Origin of the sequence: Candidatus Tisiphia endosymbiont of Oplodontha viridula (genome assembly GCF_964264865.1) — a bacterium.
Taxonomy (GTDB): domain Bacteria; phylum Pseudomonadota; class Alphaproteobacteria; order Rickettsiales; family Rickettsiaceae; genus Tisiphia.
The window spans coordinates 871,519-893,360 of the sequence record NZ_OZ183486.1 but is presented as its reverse complement, the minus strand read 5'-3'; the positions used below and the strand labels follow the sequence as shown (position 1 = coordinate 893,360).

Annotated in this window: 14 protein-coding genes and 1 pseudogene; 11 read left to right on the top strand and 4 right to left on the bottom strand. The window is 32.6% G+C overall.

What is annotated here, in order from left to right; all coding sequences use genetic code 11:
* The first annotated feature begins 180 nt into the window (after positions 1-180).
* The 6 genes from ACFEL1_RS04365 to rimM are packed head-to-tail and all read left to right on the top strand — an operon-like array spanning position 181 to position 7,559.
* The gene (locus tag ACFEL1_RS04365; RefSeq protein ID WP_375330645.1) at positions 181-2,796 is read left to right on the top strand and encodes an AsmA-like C-terminal region-containing protein; all 2,616 of its coding nucleotides are present in this window, start codon (positions 181-183) and stop codon (positions 2,794-2,796) included.
* Positions 2,797-4,041, top strand: a complete 1,245-nt coding sequence (locus ACFEL1_RS04360) for an AmpG family muropeptide MFS transporter (RefSeq protein ID WP_342278206.1) — start codon at positions 2,797-2,799, stop codon at positions 4,039-4,041. It begins immediately after the preceding gene.
* 4 nt (positions 4,042-4,045) lie between these two features.
* Positions 4,046-4,990, top strand: a complete 945-nt coding sequence (locus tag ACFEL1_RS04355; RefSeq protein WP_375330644.1) for a D-alanyl-D-alanine carboxypeptidase family protein — start codon at positions 4,046-4,048, stop codon at positions 4,988-4,990.
* A gap of 7 nt (positions 4,991-4,997) precedes the next feature.
* Positions 4,998-5,654, top strand: a complete 657-nt coding sequence (gene elbB / locus ACFEL1_RS04350) for an isoprenoid biosynthesis glyoxalase ElbB (protein WP_375330643.1) — start codon at positions 4,998-5,000, stop codon at positions 5,652-5,654.
* Positions 5,655-5,711: 57 nt separating this feature from the next.
* Positions 5,712-7,064, top strand: coding sequence for an MFS transporter (locus tag ACFEL1_RS04345; RefSeq protein ID WP_375330642.1), 1,353 nt, complete (start codon positions 5,712-5,714; stop codon positions 7,062-7,064).
* A 3-nt stretch (positions 7,065-7,067) separates the two neighbouring features.
* The gene (gene rimM / locus ACFEL1_RS04340) at positions 7,068-7,559 is read left to right on the top strand and encodes a ribosome maturation factor RimM (RefSeq protein WP_341761628.1); all 492 of its coding nucleotides are present in this window, start codon (positions 7,068-7,070) and stop codon (positions 7,557-7,559) included.
* Positions 7,560-7,568: 9 nt separating this feature from the next.
* On the opposite strand, the gene typA is transcribed toward rimM, so the two are convergent.
* The 4 genes from typA to ACFEL1_RS04320 all read right to left on the bottom strand — a co-directional run bounded on the left by typA (position 7,569) and on the right by ACFEL1_RS04320 (position 12,194).
* A complete protein-coding gene (gene typA, locus ACFEL1_RS04335; protein ID WP_342278202.1) occupies positions 7,569-9,389 on the bottom strand; it encodes a translational GTPase TypA in 1,821 nt (606 codons plus the stop codon).
* A gap of 591 nt (positions 9,390-9,980) precedes the next feature.
* Entirely contained in the window at positions 9,981-11,327 is a 1,347-nt protein-coding gene (locus tag ACFEL1_RS04330) for an MFS transporter (RefSeq protein WP_375330641.1), read from the bottom strand.
* A 208-nt stretch (positions 11,328-11,535) separates the two neighbouring features.
* The gene (locus ACFEL1_RS04325) at positions 11,536-11,955 is read right to left on the bottom strand and encodes a type II toxin-antitoxin system VapC family toxin (protein ID WP_342278200.1); all 420 of its coding nucleotides are present in this window, start codon (positions 11,953-11,955) and stop codon (positions 11,536-11,538) included.
* Positions 11,952-12,194 (bottom strand): type II toxin-antitoxin system Phd/YefM family antitoxin, encoded by a 243-nt coding sequence (locus ACFEL1_RS04320; protein WP_342278199.1) that lies wholly within the window; start codon positions 12,192-12,194, stop codon positions 11,952-11,954. The genes ACFEL1_RS04325 and ACFEL1_RS04320 overlap by 4 nt, the downstream gene beginning before the upstream one ends.
* A 202-nt stretch (positions 12,195-12,396) precedes the next feature.
* On the opposite strand from ACFEL1_RS04320, the gene ACFEL1_RS04315 reads away from it, so the two are divergent.
* From ACFEL1_RS04315 to ACFEL1_RS04295, 5 genes and pseudogenes are all read left to right on the top strand, one after another.
* Entirely contained in the window at positions 12,397-13,155 is a 759-nt protein-coding gene (locus ACFEL1_RS04315; RefSeq protein ID WP_342278198.1) for a hypothetical protein, read from the top strand.
* A gap of 636 nt (positions 13,156-13,791) precedes the next feature.
* Positions 13,792-14,546: pseudogene (tatC, locus tag ACFEL1_RS04310) on the top strand (twin-arginine translocase subunit TatC).
* On the top strand, positions 14,524-15,807 hold the full coding sequence (gene serS, locus ACFEL1_RS04305; protein ID WP_342278197.1) for a serine--tRNA ligase: 1,284 nt from the start codon (positions 14,524-14,526) through the stop codon (positions 15,805-15,807). The pseudogene tatC and the gene serS overlap by 23 nt, the downstream one beginning before the upstream one ends.
* A gap of 41 nt (positions 15,808-15,848) precedes the next feature.
* Positions 15,849-18,287 (top strand): VirB4 family type IV secretion/conjugal transfer ATPase, encoded by a 2,439-nt coding sequence (locus tag ACFEL1_RS04300; RefSeq protein ID WP_375331543.1) that lies wholly within the window; start codon positions 15,849-15,851, stop codon positions 18,285-18,287.
* A 16-nt stretch (positions 18,288-18,303) separates the two neighbouring features.
* Positions 18,304-21,819 (top strand): hypothetical protein, encoded by a 3,516-nt coding sequence (locus ACFEL1_RS04295; RefSeq protein WP_375330640.1) that lies wholly within the window; start codon positions 18,304-18,306, stop codon positions 21,817-21,819.
* The last annotated feature ends 23 nt before the right edge of the window (positions 21,820-21,842 follow it).

Below are 21,842 nucleotides of genomic sequence, written 5' to 3'. Positions count from 1 at the left end.
TTTCTCTCTTTAACGAGTGTTTTGAGGGAGGAAATGTTACAAAAGTGTTAAAATATACACCTAGTCCCCTTACCCCTTAGTTTGTTACCCCCGTCGTGTTAGATATTTATTATATAGTTTTTATTTTTAACGTTTTTGATATATACCTAGTAATATTGGTTCTTGGAAGATAATAATTTTATGATAAGAAAAGTAATTATATTTACTGTTATTGCTATTTCGTTGTTAGTATGTACTATAGTAGTTGCGGTGAACTTTGTTGATTATAGTTCCGCTAGTAATAGTCTTGTTAATGAATTAAAAATTTCTCCTCAGAATCTAAAAAAAATTAAAATAATTAAATTTCCCATACCTTATTTGATTATTGATCACATAAAAGAGGAAGGGAAATTAGAATTAGAAAATATAGAAATTCACTTTATCCCATGGTCATTATTAATTTTCAGACCAAGAATTAGTGCTGTAACCGTATATAGTGCCACAATATATTCAGATGAACAAGATTTTGACATTATAAACCATGATAGGCTAGTTAGTGCATTTATAACAAATGATATAATGGATATAAATTTTAATGTTAAAAATCTGAGTATTCTAAATAAAAATAACCAACCTATTCTTACTTTAAATAATTGCTCTTTATTTAAAAATAACTCTATTGCTAATAGCACTTCATTCAAAGGGGATGGAGGATATGTAGGAAAATTATTTGGGTTTTTTGAAAAAAAGACCAACCAAATAAATTTCGATCTTACTATCTCTAATGATGATTATAATTTTCACTTGCTAGAAACCTATATAGACTCTAAACTAATAAATGGCAAAGCAGAATATTTAATACAAAATTTAGCTGATATATTACATATTCTAGTGCCAGATTTAGATTCTTTATTTAGAAGATTTAATCAGAATGAAAAGGTAAATATAAAATTTGATATCTTACCTACTGGACAACTGCTCAAGCTAGAAAATGTAACCATAGACTCTAATTCGCTTGTAGGTAATGGAGGGGTATATTTGAGCAGAAGTGACAATGTTACTAGTATAATAAAATTATATTTCCCTAAAATAGACGTAAAATCACTTATCACTTCTTCAAACAATATTAACCAATTTAGTGATTCAGTTTTTGGATTAAGACTTATCTTTGATAATAAATCAATCATGACGAATGTTTTAGTTGACCAAATAATATTAGGTAACGATGAGATATTAAATAATACTAAACTTTCATTTAATTTAGATAAAGGGGTATTAGTGGTCAATGATTTTTCTAGTACAATAAAATCCGGAGGAAATTTTCAATTGATAGGTAATGTAACCCAAAACTCAGTACGAAGTATATTTGATGGCACAATTTACTTGCAACATAATGACCTTAACTCTGTGTTAAATACTTTAGGTTACAAACAGGCAGCTAGTAAAAAACCTACAGCTTTTATTTTATCTTCAGATTTAAAACTAACTTTAATAGATGTCTATTTACAAAACCTTATGTTAAAAACTGACAACACTAAAGTTACAGGTAATATTACTGCTAGATTTATTGGTTCTATGCCGCATTTTATAGCAACCCTTGACTTTTCCTCGATTGATTTAAATAGAGACGATTACCCGATAATCTCACCAATGATCAAATTTGCTAAAAGTTTGTCAGAGAATATGAAAGATGACTCATACTTAACTAAATATATTCCAATTAGGACAGCTGATTATTTAGGTAATTTTGATATTACTATAAATGATCTGCTTATAGGAAATAATTCATTTGGCAAAGCATATATTTTAGCAAATGTCTCACCAAGTAATATTGGAATTAGTAATCTTGATATAAGAAGCAATAGTGATTACATCAATCTTAGTGCTAGTTTGTTAGCAAGTAACATTAAACCGCAATTAACAGTTACAATAAATGATGGCTCTCTTAATGTTAACTTTTTAACCCCTAAATCTTTACTTAATCTGCGAAATAACTTATTGAATGAATTTGACGTAGAAAAAATAGAGTTAAAATTAAATTGTGCATTATCAAAAATAATTCAGAATGATCTAGTATTACAAAATGTTAAACTTGCTTTAGCAAATAATAATGCTTTATTTAAGATCGATAACCTTGAAGCAAATCTACTTTCTGGTAAATTAAAAGCAGAAGGTAATATTTTATTAAATCCATATACTCTGAACTTTGTTTATGCACTTAATTCTATTGATTTAGCTCAATTATCTAATGTTTTGCCAAGAGGATTACTAGACAATTACGGTGGAATGAGCATAAATGGAACAGTTGCTACTCATGGCAATAGTTTAAAAGAATTATTGTATGAGCTTAACACTCAATCAGAATTTGTAGTAAAAAATGCCAAGATTAGTAACTTCTCTGTTGATTCATTGATAGAAAAAATTAATAATAAAGACTATAGTCTAAAGTATTTAAAAGATGATTTAGCAAAATCTATGTATCAGGGGCAAACTGAATTGAATAGTTTGCGTGGTAATCTTCAGTTAAAAAATGGAATAGTTACAATGAAAGACTTAGTATTTAATACAAAATATGCTAGCGGAGTTGCATCATTAGCTATAAATATATATAATTTGGATATGGTATTATCTTCAATATTATCTTTCTATATAGTAGACTTAAATCCTAATATAAATAATTCTAGTAATCAAAATACTCCTATAAATTTTACAATAAAAACCTCAGGCACTATATTAGATCCCATAAAAACGTCAGATGAGACTGAACTAAGAAAGGCTTTAGAGAACAGAAGAAAATCCACAATTAAAGGAGAATAAATGTTATTATTAAGAATTCTAAAAGATTATAGGCTATTCGAAATATTGGTTCTTGGGGCAATTAGTGGCATGCCACTAGCTATATTATTCACTAGCTTAGTTGCTTGGCTTAAAGATTCTAATATTGATATTGCAATTATTACCACTTTTGCCGTTGCAAGACTATCCTATTCGCTAAAAGTTTTTTGGTCTCCTTTGGTAGATTATTTTAATATACCATTATTAAAGAAATTTGGTCATAGAAAAAGTTGGCTGATACTTTGTACTATACTAATATCTTTAGTACTATTCACTATGAGTACAATTTTACCTAATGAATCATTAACTTTACTATATTTTCTTACTATCTGCCTTGGTTTCTTGTCAGCAACATTTGATATTAGTGTTGATGCACTTAGGATAGATAAATTTGATCAGGAAACCCAAGCTATAGCGAGTGCTACGGCAGTATTAGGCTATAGACTTGGCATGCTGATTACTGGAGCTGGGGCTTTGTATTTTGCTGAAGCCACAAGTGATTGGTCAGCTACATTTGTGGCTATGAGTATAATTTTTGTTGTAGCAACAATTTTTATAATTACTGTCAATGAACCTACATTATTACGAGAAAGTGTTGATATTTTATCTTTATTGTCACTAACAAAAATAGTAATTAACCCTTTTAAGGACTTCCTTGTTAGGAAATATGCCGTTACTATTTTACTAGCAGTAATATTCTTTAAATTAGGCGATGCTATGCTTGGTGTAGTATGTATGCCATTTTATATGGAACTTGGTTATACAAAGGGACAGATAGCACTGATTACTAAATTTTATGGGGTACTAGCTACACTTGCTGGGTCTTTTGCTGGTGGAATAGTTGTATACCAACTTGGAAATTTTAGAGGACTGATTATAACGGGAATTATACAAAGTATCACGCATTTCGCATTTATTTGGTTAAATCATCAACCAGTAAGTTCTGAAGCTCTCTTCATTGCTATTACTATAGAAAATTTTGCTGGAGCTATGGGGACTACTGCTCTTGTTGGGTATGTTAGCATATTGTGTAACAAACAATATTCTGCATCGCAATATGCTTTGCTCAGCAGTAGTGCTAGTTTATTTAATAACACAGTCACCGTTTATGGTGGTAGTCTAGTAAAAATGTTGGGTTGGGATAATTTTTTTATCTTAACAATAATTCTAGCCTTGCCAGGACTTATAATATTGTTCTATCTTAATAAAAAGATTTCTAAAACGTAAAATTATGTTAATACGATTATTGCTATTTTTTACTTGTGTAATAACATTCAGTACAAACCTACGTCCTGTTTATGCTGCAAAAAAACTTGTGTCTTCGCCAACTCAAACAAGTCTTGTCGTAGATTACAATACTGGTAGGATACTGCACGATAAAAATTCTACTACTAGAATATATCCAGCTTCATTGACAAAATTAATGACCTTGTATTTGTTATTTGAAGCGGTAGAATTTGGCAGGTTATCAATGAATCAAAGATTATATGTTTCAAAAAACGCAGAGAAAATGTTGCCCTGCAAATTAGGGCTTAAAGAAAAAGAAACTATTACTGTAAGAGAAGCTATTTTAGGTCTAATTATTAGATCAGCAAACGATGCAGCTATGGTAGTAGCTGAAAATATTAAAGGTACTGAAGAAAATTTTGCTCGTTTGATGAATATTCGTGCTAGACAACTTGGTATGAAAGATACTTATTTTAAAAACGCTTCTGGATGGCATCATCCTTGTCAGAAAACTACGGCTAGAGATCTTGCTAAACTATCTATAGCTATTAAGCGAGATTTCCCTAAATATTATGCTTTCTTCTCTAGAAACAACTTTGTTTTTAGAGGCAATATTGTACGAGGACATAATAAAGTAAATGAAACTTATGAAGGAGTTGAAGGGTTGAAAACTGGTTATACCATTCCAGCCGGCTATAACTTGATTACTGCAGCAACTAGGCAAAATAAATCTTTGGTTGCTATTGTTACTGGTGGTAAATCTGCTGAGTCTAGAAATATGCAAATGGTAAAACTATTAGATACCCATTTTGACCAGCCTAGAAATAATAAGACTATGGTTGATAAATTGATAGTCAAGACAACAGTACCATCAAGAACATATGGTAAGAAAACAAAATCAACTAAAGTTGCTACAAATCTTAAAGTAAGAAACAGAAAAAAACTATAGAAATATTATGAAAAATGTTGCTGTAATTATTTCAGGTTGTGGATATTTAGATGGGGCTGAAATCTTTGAAACAGTTTTTACATTATTGGAACTTGATAAGCATAATGTAAATGTAAAAATTTTTGCTCCTAATAAAAATCAATATTATGTGATTAACCATCTAACTCAAGAAAAAATGTTAGAGGAACGTAATATATTGGTTGAATCAGCACGCATTGCTCGTGGTAAAATCCAACCATTAAATCAAATACGTGCTGAAGATTTTGATGCTTTAATATTACCGGGTGGGTTTGGTGCTGCACTAAATTTGTCTGATATAGGACTTAAAAATGAAAATGCTACAGTACCAAAAGACTTACAGGAAATAATATTAGACTTTTATAATTTATCAAAACCAATTGGAGCTATATGTATTGCTCCTGCTTTACTTGCTATAGTCTTAAGAAATCATACAAAAATTAAGGTTACCCTTGGAGAATCAAATGATCTGATAAATAAGCTAGGAGCAACAGAAGAAACTTGTAATGTTCAAGATATAATCGTGGACGAAGATAATAGATTGGTTACTACTCCTGCTTTTATGTTAAATGCTCCTTTAACACAAATACATAAAGGTATTAAGGGTTTAGTAATTAAAGTGCTGCAAATGTGTACTAATATCTGAAATGTAAGCTATTTCATAAAAGACAATTGGTATTAAATAAGGAAGATATAAGCCAATATGAATAGATTAATACAAGCAGATGAGGTGTCTCAAACTCGTCTAACTAGAGAACAAAAAGAGGCTGTCGGATTACTTTCAATCGGTACATTTCTAGAGTATTTTGATCTGATGCTCTATATACATATGGCGGTAATTCTTAATGAGCTTTTTTTCCCGAAATATGATCCCTATGCAGCACAATTACTTTCAGCCTTTGCTCTTTGTACCACATATTTATTAAGACCTATTGGGGCGTTAATTTTTGGATGGATTGGTGATACTATAGGACGTAAAGTAACTGTTATTATTACCACTTTTATGATGGCATTGTCTTGTATTATTATTGCTAGTTTGCCAACTTATGCTGAAATAGGTATTACTGCTGCTGTGATTGTGTCAATATGTCGTATTGTGCAAGGTATGAGTTCCATGGGAGAAAGAATAGGGGCAGAATTATATTTGACTGAAACTATAAAACGTCCACAACAATATATGTCTGTAGCATTAATAAGTTTTTTTGCTGTATTAGGGGGGACCTTTGCTTTGGGCGTAGCATTTATTTCTACCTCTTGCAACTTCAATTGGCGTTATGCTTTTGGGTTTGGTGCATTGGTTGCGTTAATTGGTTCAGTAGCTAGAACAACTCTACGAGAAACACTAGAATTTGCTGACGCAAAACGACGAATGAAAATGATTTTTGCAGATATTAATGAGAATTCTAGTATATTGGAAAAGAATCCTATTTGGATAGAAAAAGTTAATAAAGTAACAGCTTTATCTTTGTTTTTAATATACTGTGCTTGGCCAGTATGTTTTTATTTAGCATTTATTCATTGCGGAGAGATTCTTAGAAATAATTTTAGTTATACGGTTGAACAAGTTATTTATCAAAATTTCTTTGTTTCAATAGTAGAAATGTTAGGGAATTTATCATTGATATATTTAGGTTATTACGTGTACCCCCTAATGATTTTAAAAATTAGAATAGTAATTTTTTGGGTTCTTATTCTAGTTTGCCTATACTTATTGAATCATGCTAAAACACCTTTTGATATTTTCCTGTTCCAAGCATTTATTATATTGATTATACCTGGTTTAACACCAGCCCATTCAATTTTATTTATATATTTCCCTGTTTTTAAACGCTTCACATATGTTAGTTTTTTATATGCTATATCTAATACTATTATGTATATTATCACATCTTTTGGGCTTATTTATTTAACAAAATATTTAGGTAATTATGGATTGCTGATTATTATAATTCCAGTCATGATAGGATATAGCTTTGGCATATTGCATTTTGAAAAATTAGAGAAAGCAGCTGGAAACTATCCGAAAAAGAAAAAATGGTTTCTCTTAATGAATTAGGTGGTGTCTATTAAAAAAGATTTAATTTTTGTTGGTGTAGTATCATCAGTACACGGAGTGCAGGGTAATGTTTACGTCAAATCTTTTACTATGCCAAATACTAATATCATTAAAATGAATTTGGTGGATGAATTAGGAAAAAAAATTATCCTTAAACTCATTAGTCAAAATTCTAAAGGTGATATAATATGTAGATTTAACAAAATTAATAATAGGACATTAGCTGAAGGATTAAAGGGATGTAAGCTTTTTTGTCATAGGCACGATTTCCCTTCATTAAGTGAAGATGAATTTTATATTGAAGACTTAAGAGGCTTACTGGTACTAGATACCAATTTGGTGGCTATAGGAAAAATTACAAATGTTTTTAATTTTAAAGCAGGCGATATCATTGAAATCGAGTTTGTCAGCAATAAAAAAGTAGAATTATTTCCTTTTAATAAGCAATTTTTCCCAGTAGTGACGAAAGAGCATGCTATTTTAGCAAAGATTTAACTATAGCAATTAGTCCTCATTACGTCGTTCTGATCTCTTTCGGTCATTAGGGTTTAATACTGCCTTACGAAGCCGGATTGATTTAGGAGTAACTTCTACTCTTTCATCATTTTGGATATAGCTGATAGATTGCTCTAATGTCATAATGACTGGTGGGATAAGACGCATAGCTTCATCTTTGCCAGAAGCTCTGACATTTGATAATTGTTTGGCTTTCAGAGGATTTACCTCTAGGTCATTATCCCGATTATGTTCGCCTATAATCATTCCCTGGTATACTAGTTCATTAGGGTTTATAAACATTTTTCCACGCTCTTCAAGATTCCATAGAGCATAGGCAACAGATTCACCATCCCCATTAGAAATTAACACTCCATTACGTCTTCCTTCAATAAGCCCTTTATACGGACCATAACTATGAAAAACACGGTTCATAACACCTGTACCTCGAGTTTCGGTTAGAAACTGACCGTGGTAACCAATAAGACCGCGTGATGGTCCTAAAAATGTGACTCTAGTTTTACCGCCACCAGATGGACGCATATCAGTCATTTCTGCTTTACGTATTGCTAAGGATTTAACAACAACTCCAACAAAATCATCATCAACATCAACTTGGATTTCTTCAATTGGTTCTAATCTTTTTCCCTGTTCATCCTCTTTGAATAATACACGTGGTCTGCTGATTGATAGTTCAAAACCTTCACGTCGCATAGTTTCAATTAATATTCCTAATTGTAACTCACCACGACCTGCAACTTGAAAAGCATCTTTTTCTTCCGTTTGACTGACATGTATTGCCACATTACTTTCGATCTCTCTCATCAATCTATCACCTAAAACTCTTGATGTAAGCTTTGATCCTTCCCGTCCAGCAAGAGGAGAGTCATTTACTCCAAAGGTCATAGATAATGTTGGTGGATCTATAGGTAAGGAAGGGAGTGCTATCATTATTTCAGGGTCACAGATAGTATCAGCTACCGTAGCGTTCTGAATTCCAGCAATAGCAATGATATCCCCTGCATATGCTACATCGACAGCTACGCGTTCCAATCCTCGGAATGACAGTATTTTACTTATTCTAGCATTTTCAATTACCATATTATCACGATTAAGTACTTTAACATTTTGGTTGATCTTAACCGTACCGCTCTGCACTAAACCGGTAAATACACGACCAAAATATGAGTTATATTCTCTAGTAGTAACAAGCATAGAAAAAGGCAGGCTGCTATCAGCAACAGGAGCAGGTACATGAGATACTATCAAATCAAAAAGAGGAGAAAGATCTTTTTGCTGATCTTCTAGATGGAGCGATGCCCAACCGCTACGTCCCGAAGCATAGATAATTGGGAAATCTAGTTGTTCATTAGTTGCCTCTAATGCCATAAATAATTCAAATACTTCATCAACTACTTCACTTACTCTTCTATCAGGACGGTCGATTTTATTGATAACAACAATTGGTTTCAAACCAAGTTTTAGAGCTTTTGACAGCACAAATTTTGTCTGGGGCATTGTACCTTCAGAAGAATCAACTAGTAATACAACTCCATCTACCATAGTAAGAATGCGTTCTACCTCACCACCAAAATCAGCGTGACCAGGAGTATCAACTATATTGATACGGATATTTTCCCACATAAGGGAGGTACATTTGGCTAAAATAGTTATACCACGTTCGCGTTCAAGGTCATTTGAATCCATAGCACGTTCTGCTACTGCTTGGTTTTCTCGGAAAGTCCCACTTTGTTTAAGCATATTATCAACTAGAGTAGTTTTACCATGATCAACGTGGGCGATAATGGCAATATTGCGAATAGCAAACATCAAAAACCTTTAATATATTTTTAGATGTGCATTATAGAGCAAAATATATCAAATTGGAATAGAGTTCTTGTGTTATAGTGAATTCAGTTGAATTAGCAACAACGTTGCTCATCGTTAGAAACTCTAGGAACTAAATCACCTGAAAAAATTAAAAAAATAGTAGAAGAAACTGTAATACATTTTTTAACTTTAGCTATGCATTTAAAAATACCAACAGTAACAAAACAAATTATTACATTATGTTGTCAACATTTATCTATACCTCTACACGCAGGGCAGTTTAAAAGTCCCAACTAATGATAGAAAATACTAAATTATAGAAATAAATAGTTGTCATCGCGAGCCACAAAGTGGCGCATAGGCGTCAACTTAAGAGCGTAATGATTGAGCAGGTATAAGTAAATCAAACCTAAACGTCATTGCGAGAAGCCGCTGCAAGCGGCGACGCGGCAATCTAAGATACGCGAAGCATTACTCTAAAAAATAGCTTCGCTGTTTATTTAGATCGCCACGGCATCTAACGAGCCTTGCTATGACGGCTGTGTTTAATTTGTTTATACATGCTCAATCATTACGCTCTTAAGTTGACGCCTATGTGTCTACACGGGGCTTTTGTGGATAATTCCCAGTCTTTTTCTCCAACTTTTCAAAATGAAATATCCCAAATGCAAAACCTATGCAAACTGGAAGCAATATAATCATTATCCCCCAATGATGCCAATATTCAGTTAAGTAAACAATTGAAAAAGGGGTAACTACATACATTAAGGCACGAGATATGGCAAAGGTAAGACTAACACAGCTAAAACGTTTAAAGACAGGAAAATGTTTATAATATATTGGCTGTCCTAGACTAGGACCGGTAGGTACAAATAACATAACGAATAATTGCATTAAAAATACATCAAATGAGCTATTAAGATTATTTAATAAATAAGGGCAAGCTAAAGCAAATAGACAAAATGTTAATAACAAAGTTTTTACAATTTTTAACGGATATATTTTATAACTTAAATATGTTAATACCAAGGTGCTTAAGAAGGAAAATATTGAGAGAATAAAATTTTGATGAATGACCTGTTCAGCACTATAGCCAAAAGAAGTTTTTAAAAGATTACCACAATGCACATAAGCAAAATAAAAACATACAGGACACATGCATTCTATTAGAAACAACGCTATTATTGTTATTTTATTAGCTTTTTCCTGCCATATTGGATTATTTTCTAGTTTTTTAAGATCTATGCTGCCAACATTTGAAGGCTGCTCAAAAATTCTTTTTAGTTGACGCTTGGCGTCAGCAAATTCCGGCGTTTCTCTAAGACTCCTTCGAGCTATTGTACCAACCAGTGCTACGACCGCTCCCATCCAAAATGCTATACGCCAATTAAATCCATAGGAGGTCACTAAAGATGCTATGCCTAAAGCAGCAACTTCTCCTAAAGTACCAAAAATCGCAACTGATGAAACAGCTGGATATTGGATTGGTGGATTTATAGATTCAGTTAAATAAAGTTTTGCTCCTACTGCCTCTCCCATAGAGGATATTCCTTGTATTATACGGCATATTGTAACCAACCAAGAAGCTGTAATACCTATTTGGGCATAAGTAGGTAGATTAGCCATGGTAACACATGATAAAGCCATGATAAAAGTCGTTATGATAACAGTAGTCTTACGCCCTATATTATCACCTATATAACCAAAAATTAATGCTCCAACAGGTCGAAAAACAAAGCTAGAACAGAAAGCTGTAGCAGAGTAAATTGCTGTAGTATGAGGGTCATCTTTGGGAAAAAATAACTCATTTAACAATACCGCCATATGTACATAAAGCATCAGATCAAAATATTCTAAAAAAGTCCCAATCGAAAGCAACCCAACAACTGATTTTTGCTCTTTAGTTAGGCTTCTTTGTTCTTGCTGATATCCTATCATTTATTTACCTTATAATTTTAATAGTACTATAAATATTGATGATTTGGTTAATTAATAGCAAGAAAAAATGATATAGTAGGCTAAAATAATTAAACTATTAGTGTAACAATATACTAGTACTTAATACAACCTAAAAGTTCGAGTGGAGATTTCTTTGACATAATTCAACTGAATTAACTATAAGTGCATATTTGAAGTAATTGGTATTTTAAATTATAGATTCTATATTTGCTATCTTACAGCTATTAGCCAAATTACTATCTAGAGTAGCAATGCTTGCTTCAAGGCGTAGGGATAATTCAAGGTAAGAAGCATCATAAGACGTTAGACCATATTTAGTTGCAATCCTTGCTATTATATGTAGAGATTCAGGGCTAGAGCAAAATTTATCAATATTAATAGGAAGAGTATTTAAGAGGTGTAAATACTCTTCATAATTACTTTTAGTAATACGTTGTTTTTTTAAGGATGATATAAGCACATTGTTACATTCTAAAAAAAAGACAGCAGGGGCAAATATATTATATACTTTGTTAGAAATATGATGGTAAATGTTATCGACCTTAAGCTGCTGCTCATCCGGTAAAATCGATGACATGATGAATGAACAATCTACTACTAAATTCATTTTCTACCAAGATTTTTCATTTTAATAACATCATCTGTAGAGCCAAGAGGACTACGTTTTTTAAGTTCAGCAAGTTTTTTAAATAGATCATCAAATCTTTGGGAATAATATTTAGCTACAGATATAACAAAAGCTACCTCTTTCCCTCTGTTTGTTATGCATAATTCTTCACCTGCTTCTACTTCTTTTATTAGCTCCGTTAAGTGAGTTTTTGTTTTAAACATACCAACTATTCTCATGAATCCTCTTTAATAAACCAGTTAACTTAACTAGTTTATCATATTTTAATAAGCAATACAATACGCTAATAACAGCGATGAATCTATTTCATTTTACTTAAATAATCTTAATAATTTGCTTGCAAAAATTTTAAAATTAATTTATTAGGTTCTGAGTTTTTGGGTTCAAGAAGAATAAAAAATAAATATAAGAGAACAACAGATGTTAAAAATAAAACAGGCAAGATTAAGCCTTCCCCCTTTAGATTTTAACATAGCAAAAGATAAACAGGTAATGAATACTCCAGATGCTGAACAACTAGAAGTTAAACAGCAAAAGGGTTTTTTGGAGAAAGAAACTCAATCTGATAAGATGTTATTATGTATTGATTGGGATGGAACAATAGTAAAAGGCTCCCTACACAATGCTCTTAGTACTACTTTCAATTATCAGGATTGTGTAGATCAATTTCTAGCAGATGAAACAAAAAATTGGAAAAATAAAGAGCTATTAGTAGACTTGTTGCAAAAAGCATTAACTATAGGATGCCATATAGCTATTGTATCTTTTGGCTCATATCCTGAGTGGATCGAATACGCTCTTAAGCAACTTGCTTCAGAATATAGGTCTACTCTATTGGAAAAAATTTATGTAGTGTCGCATCCTCGTAGAAATGGCTATGAAGGCAAACAGGAGCATATAGAGGAAGCCAAGAGTCATTTTGGTGTTTCTGAGAATAAGAAGGTTGTTTTAATAGATGATGATAAAAATAATGTAGATATTGCAAAGGAAAATGGTATGCAGGGGATACATGTTACCGAAGAAGAGGGTATTGGGTATTTAAATGAGGCTTCTGAGATAGTTGCAGCACAAGAACAAAAAGAAAATCAAATACAGACTAACTTTGATCAGTTAACAGAGAGTACATTAGAACTGTTGGGTGAAGAACCTTCCCTAATAAACTTTTATGACATATTATAGGGATTATACTATTTTGCTTTGAAGATAAAGACAATAGCAAAACTTCTAGGATTCCTAATATAATTTTCATTAAAACTAAGGATTATTTCTCCCATTTTTCTTAAAGCTTTGTTATAATCATTCCAGTTACGAACCTTTTTTATAGATGGTATACTACTCGTAGGATCATTTGAGTATACCGCTAGAGTCTTGGATAATGACGACGCAATTTTTGGTTTTCTATTCTAGAGTATATTATATACCATAGTACCCTACATTTTTTATATAACCACTATTAAAATGGCTGCTGATCGTCTATTAGCGAGGAGTTGCGAAAAAGCGGCGACGCGGCAATCTAGGATACGCAACGTACTAGAAAAAACAGCTTCGCTGTTTACCTGGATCGCCACGGCATCTAAAGATGCCTCGCGATGACGATTGTAGGAAAATGTAGGGTACTATGATTATACTTTTGATGAGTTTTTTATCATTCTATTCAATTTCTAGGTTCATAACAACCTATTTTGACTATCCACGTTAGTAATACCTCCTCACGAAAGCAGGAACGTCCATATATGGCATCTTGGGCTATTAAACCGATGTCTTACATCAAACTAAGGTTATATACCTACTTAAACTTGTACATTTGGTTAATTTATGAAGTCATATACTTTTAAAGAGCATTTTTTAGAGCTAAAGGCTAGGTTCTTACGAGTATTTGCTGCATTCATTATTGGTTTTATTATTTGTTATTGTTTTAGTAGCGATATATATAACATTTTATTAGAGCCACTTGCAGAATTAGATCATGCTGATATAAGGAAAGTGATCTATACTGGTCTTACTGAAGCATTCTTTACTTATATAAAACTTGCAGCTTTTGTTTCTTTTGTCATGATTATGCCAATTATCGCTATAGAATGTTTTTTATTTATAAGACCTGGGTTATACTCAGGTGAGAAGAAATATGCTGCTTTTATTCTTTTTATGTCGCCTGTTTTGTTTTGGTGTGGGAGCATCTTTGTATTTTATTTTGTTATGCCGCGTGCATGGCAATTTTTTCTAAGCTTTGAAGATAATAACGCTATTATTCCACTAATTCTAGAAGCTAGAATTAGTGAATATTTAAACTTAGTAATTCAGTTAATTATTGCGTTTGGTATAGCTTTCCAATTACCAATTATTATGTTAATATTAAATTTATTAAAAATATTAACAGCAAAAGACTTAGTGGACAAAAGAAGATCGTCTATAGTAATTATTTTTATTATTGCTGGTATTTTAACTCCACCGGATGTGCTTAGCCAATTTGCCCTTGCAATACCAATGCTTTTATTATATGAAACTTCAATTATTATGTGTAAATTTGTAGAAAATCGAGGAAGTTAAATGTTAGATATAAAGTGGATTAGGGAGAATAAGCAGGAATTTGATGATCTACTTATCAAAAGGGGAATTTCCCCAATGTCCGATAAAATTACTAAACTAGATGAAAGCAAGCGCCAGCTAACTAATCTTATTCAGCAATTTCAGCATGCAAGAAGGAAAAAATCTAGGGATCTAGGCAACATGCCTAACAAATTTAGTAAAGAATTTGAAGAAATAAAGCGTGATGTGGATCACATAAATGAGAAACTGGAAGAACTGAATTTAAAATTAAATAGTAATCACCAGTTAAACGATATGTTGGAGGTATTGCCAAACCTTCCTGATCCTGATGTACCATATGGCACTGATGGCAGTATGAATAAACTGCTTAAAACAGTAGGAGACATTACAACAAAACCATCTCCTCCATTACCTAAGCAGCATTTTGAACTTGGTGAAAGTTTAGGTATGATGGATTTTGTCCGTACTGCTAAAATGTCTGGTAGTAGGTTTGTGACTCTAAAGGGAGATTTAGCAAAGCTAGAACGTGCATTGATTAATTTTATGATTGATACACATACTCAAGAATTTGATTTTACTGAACTATCTCCTCCATCTTTGGTGCGACCAGCTGCTATGTATAATAGTGGTCAATTGCCAAAATTTGCAGAAGAGTCGTTTGAAACGGTGAATAATTACAGGTTAATTCCAACAGGCGAAGTACCTCTCGTTAATATGGTAGCCGATACCATAATAGCTAGGGAAGAATTGCCTATACGTTATGTTGCTTACACACCCTGTTACAGATCAGAATCTGGAAGTAGTGGTAGAGATACTAGAGGTATGATACGTATGCACCAGTTTGGTAAAGTTGAGTTGGTTACAATAACTACTGCAGAAGAATCTCAGCGTGAACATGAATATATAACTAATGCAGCTGAAACCATTCTAAAAAAACTTGATCTACCATATAGAGTTATGTTGCTTTGTACTGGAGATATGGGATTTACTGCCAAGAAAACCTATGATTTGGAAGTATGGTTGCCTGGTCAAAATCTATACCGTGAGATTTCAAGTTGTTCTAATTGTGGAGATTTTCAGGCTAGAAGGATGAAAGCTAGATATAAAGAATTTGGTAGCAACGAAACCACTTTTGTCCATACTTTGAATGGTTCTGGTTTACCAATTGGTAGGACAATAATCGCAATTCTAGAAAATTACCAAAATGCAGATGGTTCAATAACAGTTCCAGATGTTTTGGTGAGTTATATGGGTGGGTTGGAGCGAATTCATACCACTAAGTAGTATAAATAACATGTATTTGATAGGTATCATTGGTGTTCAAAATAGCTAGCAACTCAAGAAAAGTTGATAAGGATTTATATAATAATTCTGCAGAGGATTTCATTCCAATTGCTTGTCATTATAATGAGAATACTTTGTTAACTAAGAATGGTGAACTACTCCAAACTATCCAAATAAATGGTATCAATGCAGAAAATATTAGCACTAAGTTATTCAATTTACGAGAAGTAGTGCGTAATGCGATTAAGAAAAATGTTCGTAATAAAAATTTTGCATTTTGGATACATACTGTACGACGTAAGACAAACTTAGATGACCCAACTCCTTACAATAAATTGTTACCAGCTAATATTCACAATTTATGGCAAAAAAAGAATTACTGGGATGATAAATTTGTTAACACCTTATATATCTCAATAATTTATGATTCTGCTGAAATTAAAGTTAAAAATCTCAACTCTTTAATAACATCTTTGTTTTTTGATAAAGTTGTCAGTCTCCAAAATAAGTACTTAAGTAGTGTTTTTGAAATACTAAATAGCACTGTTGATACAATACTTTTGGATTTACAAGATTTCGGTGCAGTAAAGTTAGGAATAAGATTTGAAGGGGAAGAATCTTACTCTGATCTGATGTTTTTATATCGTAGAATAATCCATTTCAACGAAGAATATTGCCTAGTACCGATTGCAAATCTATCTAATGCTTTATCCTCTAATCAATATGCAGTTGGTAACGATAAGATTGAAGTAATAAGTAGGCATGATAAAAAGTTTGCATCCATTATTTCAATAAAGGAATATCAAGAAGTATCATCAGCTGCACTTGATGGATTCCTACAATTACCTGTAGAATTAATAGCAACAGAAATATTTTACTTCGTTGATAAAAAAGAAGTATCTAAAACATTTGAACAACAGGCATATATTTTACAAGTTAGTAAGGATACTAAACTTGCTGAAATTACAGGAATAGATAAAATAATGAACCTTGATGCTTCAATCCCGAACCAATTTTGTAAACAACAAATTTCTATTGCTATTATAGGGTCAGACTTGGAAAAATTGGATCAATCAATTGCCCAAGCATCTAAGGAACTTGCTAAAATTGGCATTGTCCATGTGCGAGAAGATATAAACTTAGAGCAGACATTTTGGGCACAACTCCCAGGGAACTTTTCCTATGTTAGGAGGCTCGCTCCCACAATTATAGAAAATACCGCCGCTTTGGCCTCATTACATAATTTCCCGACCGGAAGCCAAAATAACATATGGGGTAAAGCGGTGACTTTGCTTAGAACAGAAAAAGGAACTCCTTACTTTATGAATTTTCATGCTAAAAGTAATAATAGAGGGAATACTTGTATTTTTGGCACAGCTAATACTGGTAAGACTGTACTAACAAATTTTTTAATTTCTGAAGCCACTAAATACAAGCCAACAATATTATATCTTTCCAATAATAATAATTCAAAGATTTTTGTTGAATCAATTGAAGGGCAGTGGTTTGAAAAGGAGAAGAACCTAATAAATCCATTTCTACTAGATGATACTCTAGAGTCAAGGCATTTCGTTACCGAATTTCTTAAGATAATTTGTAATCATTCTTTTTACCCTCTAACCAAAGCAGAATTAGCTTTTCTAGAAAACTTCGCTGATAAAATTTGGACTTTAGATAATAAAGATCGTAATTTTTCCTCCATTTTAAAAACAATGGACTTTTCTATAGAAGGTGGAGATTTAATTAAACTAAGGTTGACTGATTATACAAAAGGAGGATTATATGATGGTATATTTGATAGTGATAAATTCCCTTTATCTGAAGGTGGCATAATCGGATTTAATTTGTACCCTTTCTCTGAGAAGTCTTTTACAGAACGTTTTTATCCAACAGATAGAAAACTTCTAGAAGATTTTTCAATGAATTTGACTAAGCATAATAGTTTATGTGTAGGATTAATATATGCTTTTAATTATCACTTAACTATTATAGGGAAGAGTCCAAAAATATTAGTAATAGATAATCTAGATTCCTTGTATAGACCGGAAAATTTTGATAACATATCACAAATGATTTCTGATAGATTGCTGAGTAATAATGGAATAATGGTTAGTAATTTTAATTTTAGTTATCTACAGTCGATAAAAACAAAGGTGCTACAGAATTGGTTGGATTTAACAGACACTAAAATAATTTTACCATCAGAAATAAAATTACAGTATTTAGAACAAATTTTAGGATTAAATGAATCAGAAATAAATAAATTATCGAAATTTACAATTGCTTCTAGAATGTTCTTAATAAATCAAAATAATCAATCTATTGCTTTGGAGTTAAGTATAGGAAGTTTAATTGGCATTATCAAGATTCTATCCTGTAGAACCGAGGAATTGAAAATATATCAAGAAATATTACAACAATATCCAGGACATCCTGATAATTGGATTAATCCTTTGTATATAGCATTAAATCATATTTAGTTGTAAGAGGAGTTTGGTGCTAAAAAAATATTATCTAGCATTTTTTTTGTTGATTTACTCTAGCAAGAGTTATGCATCATTTTGGGATGGAGTTGCACAATGTCTCAGTAACCCTTGCAATTGTGGTTATGACACGATAGATGAAATATGGAACGGAACTAGCGCAAGAAAAGGAATAGAGCCAAATCCTATGTGCCCACCATGGAATAAGCGGGATGGACGTGATACAGATAATTGCTTGATTCAATTTAACCCTCCTGAGAATTTTATTGGATTTTATCTTCATCACTGTGCAGAACATACCACAGAAAGTTCCTATTTTGCACCAAAGATTCGTATAAGAACTCAAAGTTGTAATGCATTTGCATGCTGGAATCAATCCACTACTTTGAATTGGGATGGTGAATGTGTAATATGGCCTGGGGCTTATGCCCTACCCTTACTCAGAATTTGTGCTAGGGTTGCTGTTCCTGCAGTTGCACCAACAGCCTTGAATAGTAAAGGAACGCCAGCAGACCCTGGTTATACACCTGGAAAACATTTGAATGATGTTGGCTCTACAGAAGATGATAAACCGATTATTGGAGATGATGGAAAACCGATTGTTGGAGATGACGGAAAACCGTTTAATAGACCAAAGCTATGCGCATATAGTGATCCTGGCTTGGTAAATCTTGTTTCAGCTACCGGAGTTCACTTAGATCCGATGGACTGGAATCCAATAAGACAACCTCTTCATAAAACAGATGAGTTACACCCTTTTGCAAAAATTCTAAAGTTTTTAATAGACATTAAGTCTAGTATGAGTATATCAGTACTATTAGGTAAGTTATTAGACATGATTGCTTCTGACAATACACCAGGTCTTGATGTTATAAAAGAAATAGTTAAATGGATAGGATATATTTTTGAACAACAATGGATGTATGAGGTGGCAAAAAAAATAGTAGAAGCACTTGGTGCACTAAATCGTTCTGTTGATGACTACCAATTTGGTTGCGTTGAATTACCATTTGGTCCTTTTCCACCACCATATTGCCCTAAATTAGAACAATTCATTATTACTCCCACTACAAAGCTTGTATGCAGTAAAAAGAAAAATGGTTTATTTGTTCAATCTTCAGATGCACCATGCGTAGTATCTAAATTAAGAAATAATCTTATTCATAATGTCGTACGTGTTAGTTTAGACAATCTTGTGCCTCTTTGTAAAAATGAAGATCCTCAAAAAACCGATAAATGTGTAAGAATAAACAATCTTGATCCATTTTCTTCAGCTAAAGGAATTCATATTGCTACCGCTCAACGCGATGCAATAAAAAAATGCTCAGCTGGTGATACAAAACTTTGCGTTAACACGAAAATTGACTTTAAATGTAGTATTACTGAGAATGGTTGCGAAGATGGATTTAGGATAGTCTACGCACAAAAAGTAGGTGATATCTCTACACCAAGTAGTTACTATGTTGATGATTTACCTGATTGTGATAGCGAAGGAGCAAATGGTAAGATTACTTGTCAAGAAATATGGGGCATAAATATTGGCGAGTTTATTGATGTTAATCTTGCATTTCCTAGTATACAAGGTCAAGATGGTACAAGTTTACTACCGCTCAAGAAAACCTTTAAGCTCAGAGATAATGTTGATGACAGGTCTTTTGTTGCTTCAATTACTAGAAATACTACCTTAAACCCTCATCTTAGTCGTGATCCAAAATCTATTTGTGTAGCAGAAGGAGATAGCTTGGTTGGTTGTGAAGACAGGGTAACAGATGGTTACCAAATCCTAACCTACCAGTGTGAAGGATTTCCTAGAATTACTTGCCATAATAATAGCTATTATAACCCTCAATTTATTGCGTCAATACGAGTGTCAGACGATAAAGGGAATATTGTTGATTCAACTAGTACTGTTATTACACCGTTATCTGCTAGTAATCCAATACCAATAGCCAATAAGACAGAAGAAATAATAAATTTAGCAGGATTTAATTTTACTTCCTTCATGGCATATATTTCTAATACCCCCCCAACTATATATACTGCTATGCCATTTTCTGGCAAAAAATCTATGAATCCTTTAACTATATATGGTAACTATAAAGACGACAAGACCCCTTATGATGTTAAAGGAATTCCTACTACAGGTGTGGTATATTTAAAGGGTCTTGAATATATAAATGGTAAATATATTCAAGGTGCAACGCATGGCTGTTTACAATTAAAAGATATAGACAAATGTGTTCCGGGAGTAAATAATACTAACTGTGTACTAGCAAAACTACTTGAATCAGATACAGTTGATTGCTCAAAATTTAAGACAAAAAGTATGCAATACCTAGGCCTGCAAATCTGTCAGGATACTCATACTGGTTGTAATTCTGCGGAGACTATAGATGATCTTAAGACAAAGGGTATTACGATTTATAAATGTGCTAACTCTGCGTATTGTTATAAAAATAATCGTAAGCCAGATGTTGAAGTATGTAAAGTGTCTGTAGATAGTAATAATAGAATCGATCCTTCCCCGTCACTAGGCCCTACAATAAACACTGATGGAAAGTATTACACTGCTACTTTTAATAAGGATGGTGTTCTTATTGATAAGAATGGTGCTTTTGTCGATAAAGATGGGATCCCTGTAGATAAGGATGATGTTATTGTCAATGAAAATGGTATTTTTGTCAATAAGAAGAATGGTACTCTTGTTTATCAGGATGGTACTTCTATTGAAAAGACTGCTGCAATCCGAGATAAAACCCCACAAGAATTAGGTTTTTGTACTTCAGTTCCTGCCCCTAAATGTCAAGCAATTACCACCCCGACTAATGCCAGTGGTAACGCAACATGGTCTAGTACAGAAATAGGTGATCCTGACACAAAAATAGGTGATTTGGCACTAGGTACTTGTAAACCTGGTTGGGTACTAATTGATCCGAATAAACCACTACAACGTTATTGTCTATCAAATATCGATACTAAAACAGTGGCCTTTGAAGGCTTACCGGATGGTGTAGGATGTAAAGAGAATACTGGTCTTAATTTTAAATATGCAAGCGATAAAAAAGATTTTCCTGTTAAAAATAGTTATGATAATGCCACTAAGGTTGGAACTTTTGTACTTGGTGGTTCATACGATTCTGCAGCACATGCTGTTAATACATTTTATTGCGTAAATTATGAGTTTGATATACCAAATACTAACATGCTAAGCTCTTTCACCATAGGTGGTACTGGCTCATATTATGACGATTACATAATGATTAAAGTTAATAATCAGCTTATTCATACTGACCCTGATAACTTTAACTCTATGGAATGTAGAAATTACAATGCTGACCGTACTCACTGTAATGTTTACATTTCTAAAAATGGCAATTTTGTAAAAGCATCCGACATAGGTAGAGCTAATGACCTAGCACAACTTAATCTTATGCCACATTTACAAAATGGTAAAAATAATATTAATACTTGTGTGGGAATAGTTGGTGGAGGAACTTTAAATGTTACTATTAAATATCAACTGAAATAACCTGAGTTTGATAAAGACATCAG

Coding starts and splice junctions, on each gene's coding strand:
- ACFEL1_RS04365 (WP_375330645.1), top strand. CDS start 181: ATGATAAGAAAAGTAATTATATTTACTGTTATTGCTATTTCGTTGTTA.
- ACFEL1_RS04360 (WP_342278206.1), top strand. CDS start 2,797: ATGTTATTATTAAGAATTCTAAAAGATTATAGGCTATTCGAAATATTG.
- ACFEL1_RS04355 (WP_375330644.1), top strand. CDS start 4,046: ATGTTAATACGATTATTGCTATTTTTTACTTGTGTAATAACATTCAGT.
- elbB (WP_375330643.1), top strand. CDS start 4,998: ATGAAAAATGTTGCTGTAATTATTTCAGGTTGTGGATATTTAGATGGG.
- ACFEL1_RS04345 (WP_375330642.1), top strand. CDS start 5,712: ATGAATAGATTAATACAAGCAGATGAGGTGTCTCAAACTCGTCTAACT.
- typA (WP_342278202.1), bottom strand. CDS start 9,389: ATGTTTGCTATTCGCAATATTGCCATTATCGCCCACGTTGATCATGGT.
- ACFEL1_RS04330 (WP_375330641.1), bottom strand. CDS start 11,327: ATGATAGGATATCAGCAAGAACAAAGAAGCCTAACTAAAGAGCAAAAA.
- ACFEL1_RS04325 (WP_342278200.1), bottom strand. CDS start 11,955: ATGAATTTAGTAGTAGATTGTTCATTCATCATGTCATCGATTTTACCG.
- ACFEL1_RS04320 (WP_342278199.1), bottom strand. CDS start 12,194: ATGAGAATAGTTGGTATGTTTAAAACAAAAACTCACTTAACGGAGCTA.
- ACFEL1_RS04315 (WP_342278198.1), top strand. CDS start 12,397: ATGTTAAAAATAAAACAGGCAAGATTAAGCCTTCCCCCTTTAGATTTT.
- serS (WP_342278197.1), top strand. CDS start 14,524: ATGTTAGATATAAAGTGGATTAGGGAGAATAAGCAGGAATTTGATGAT.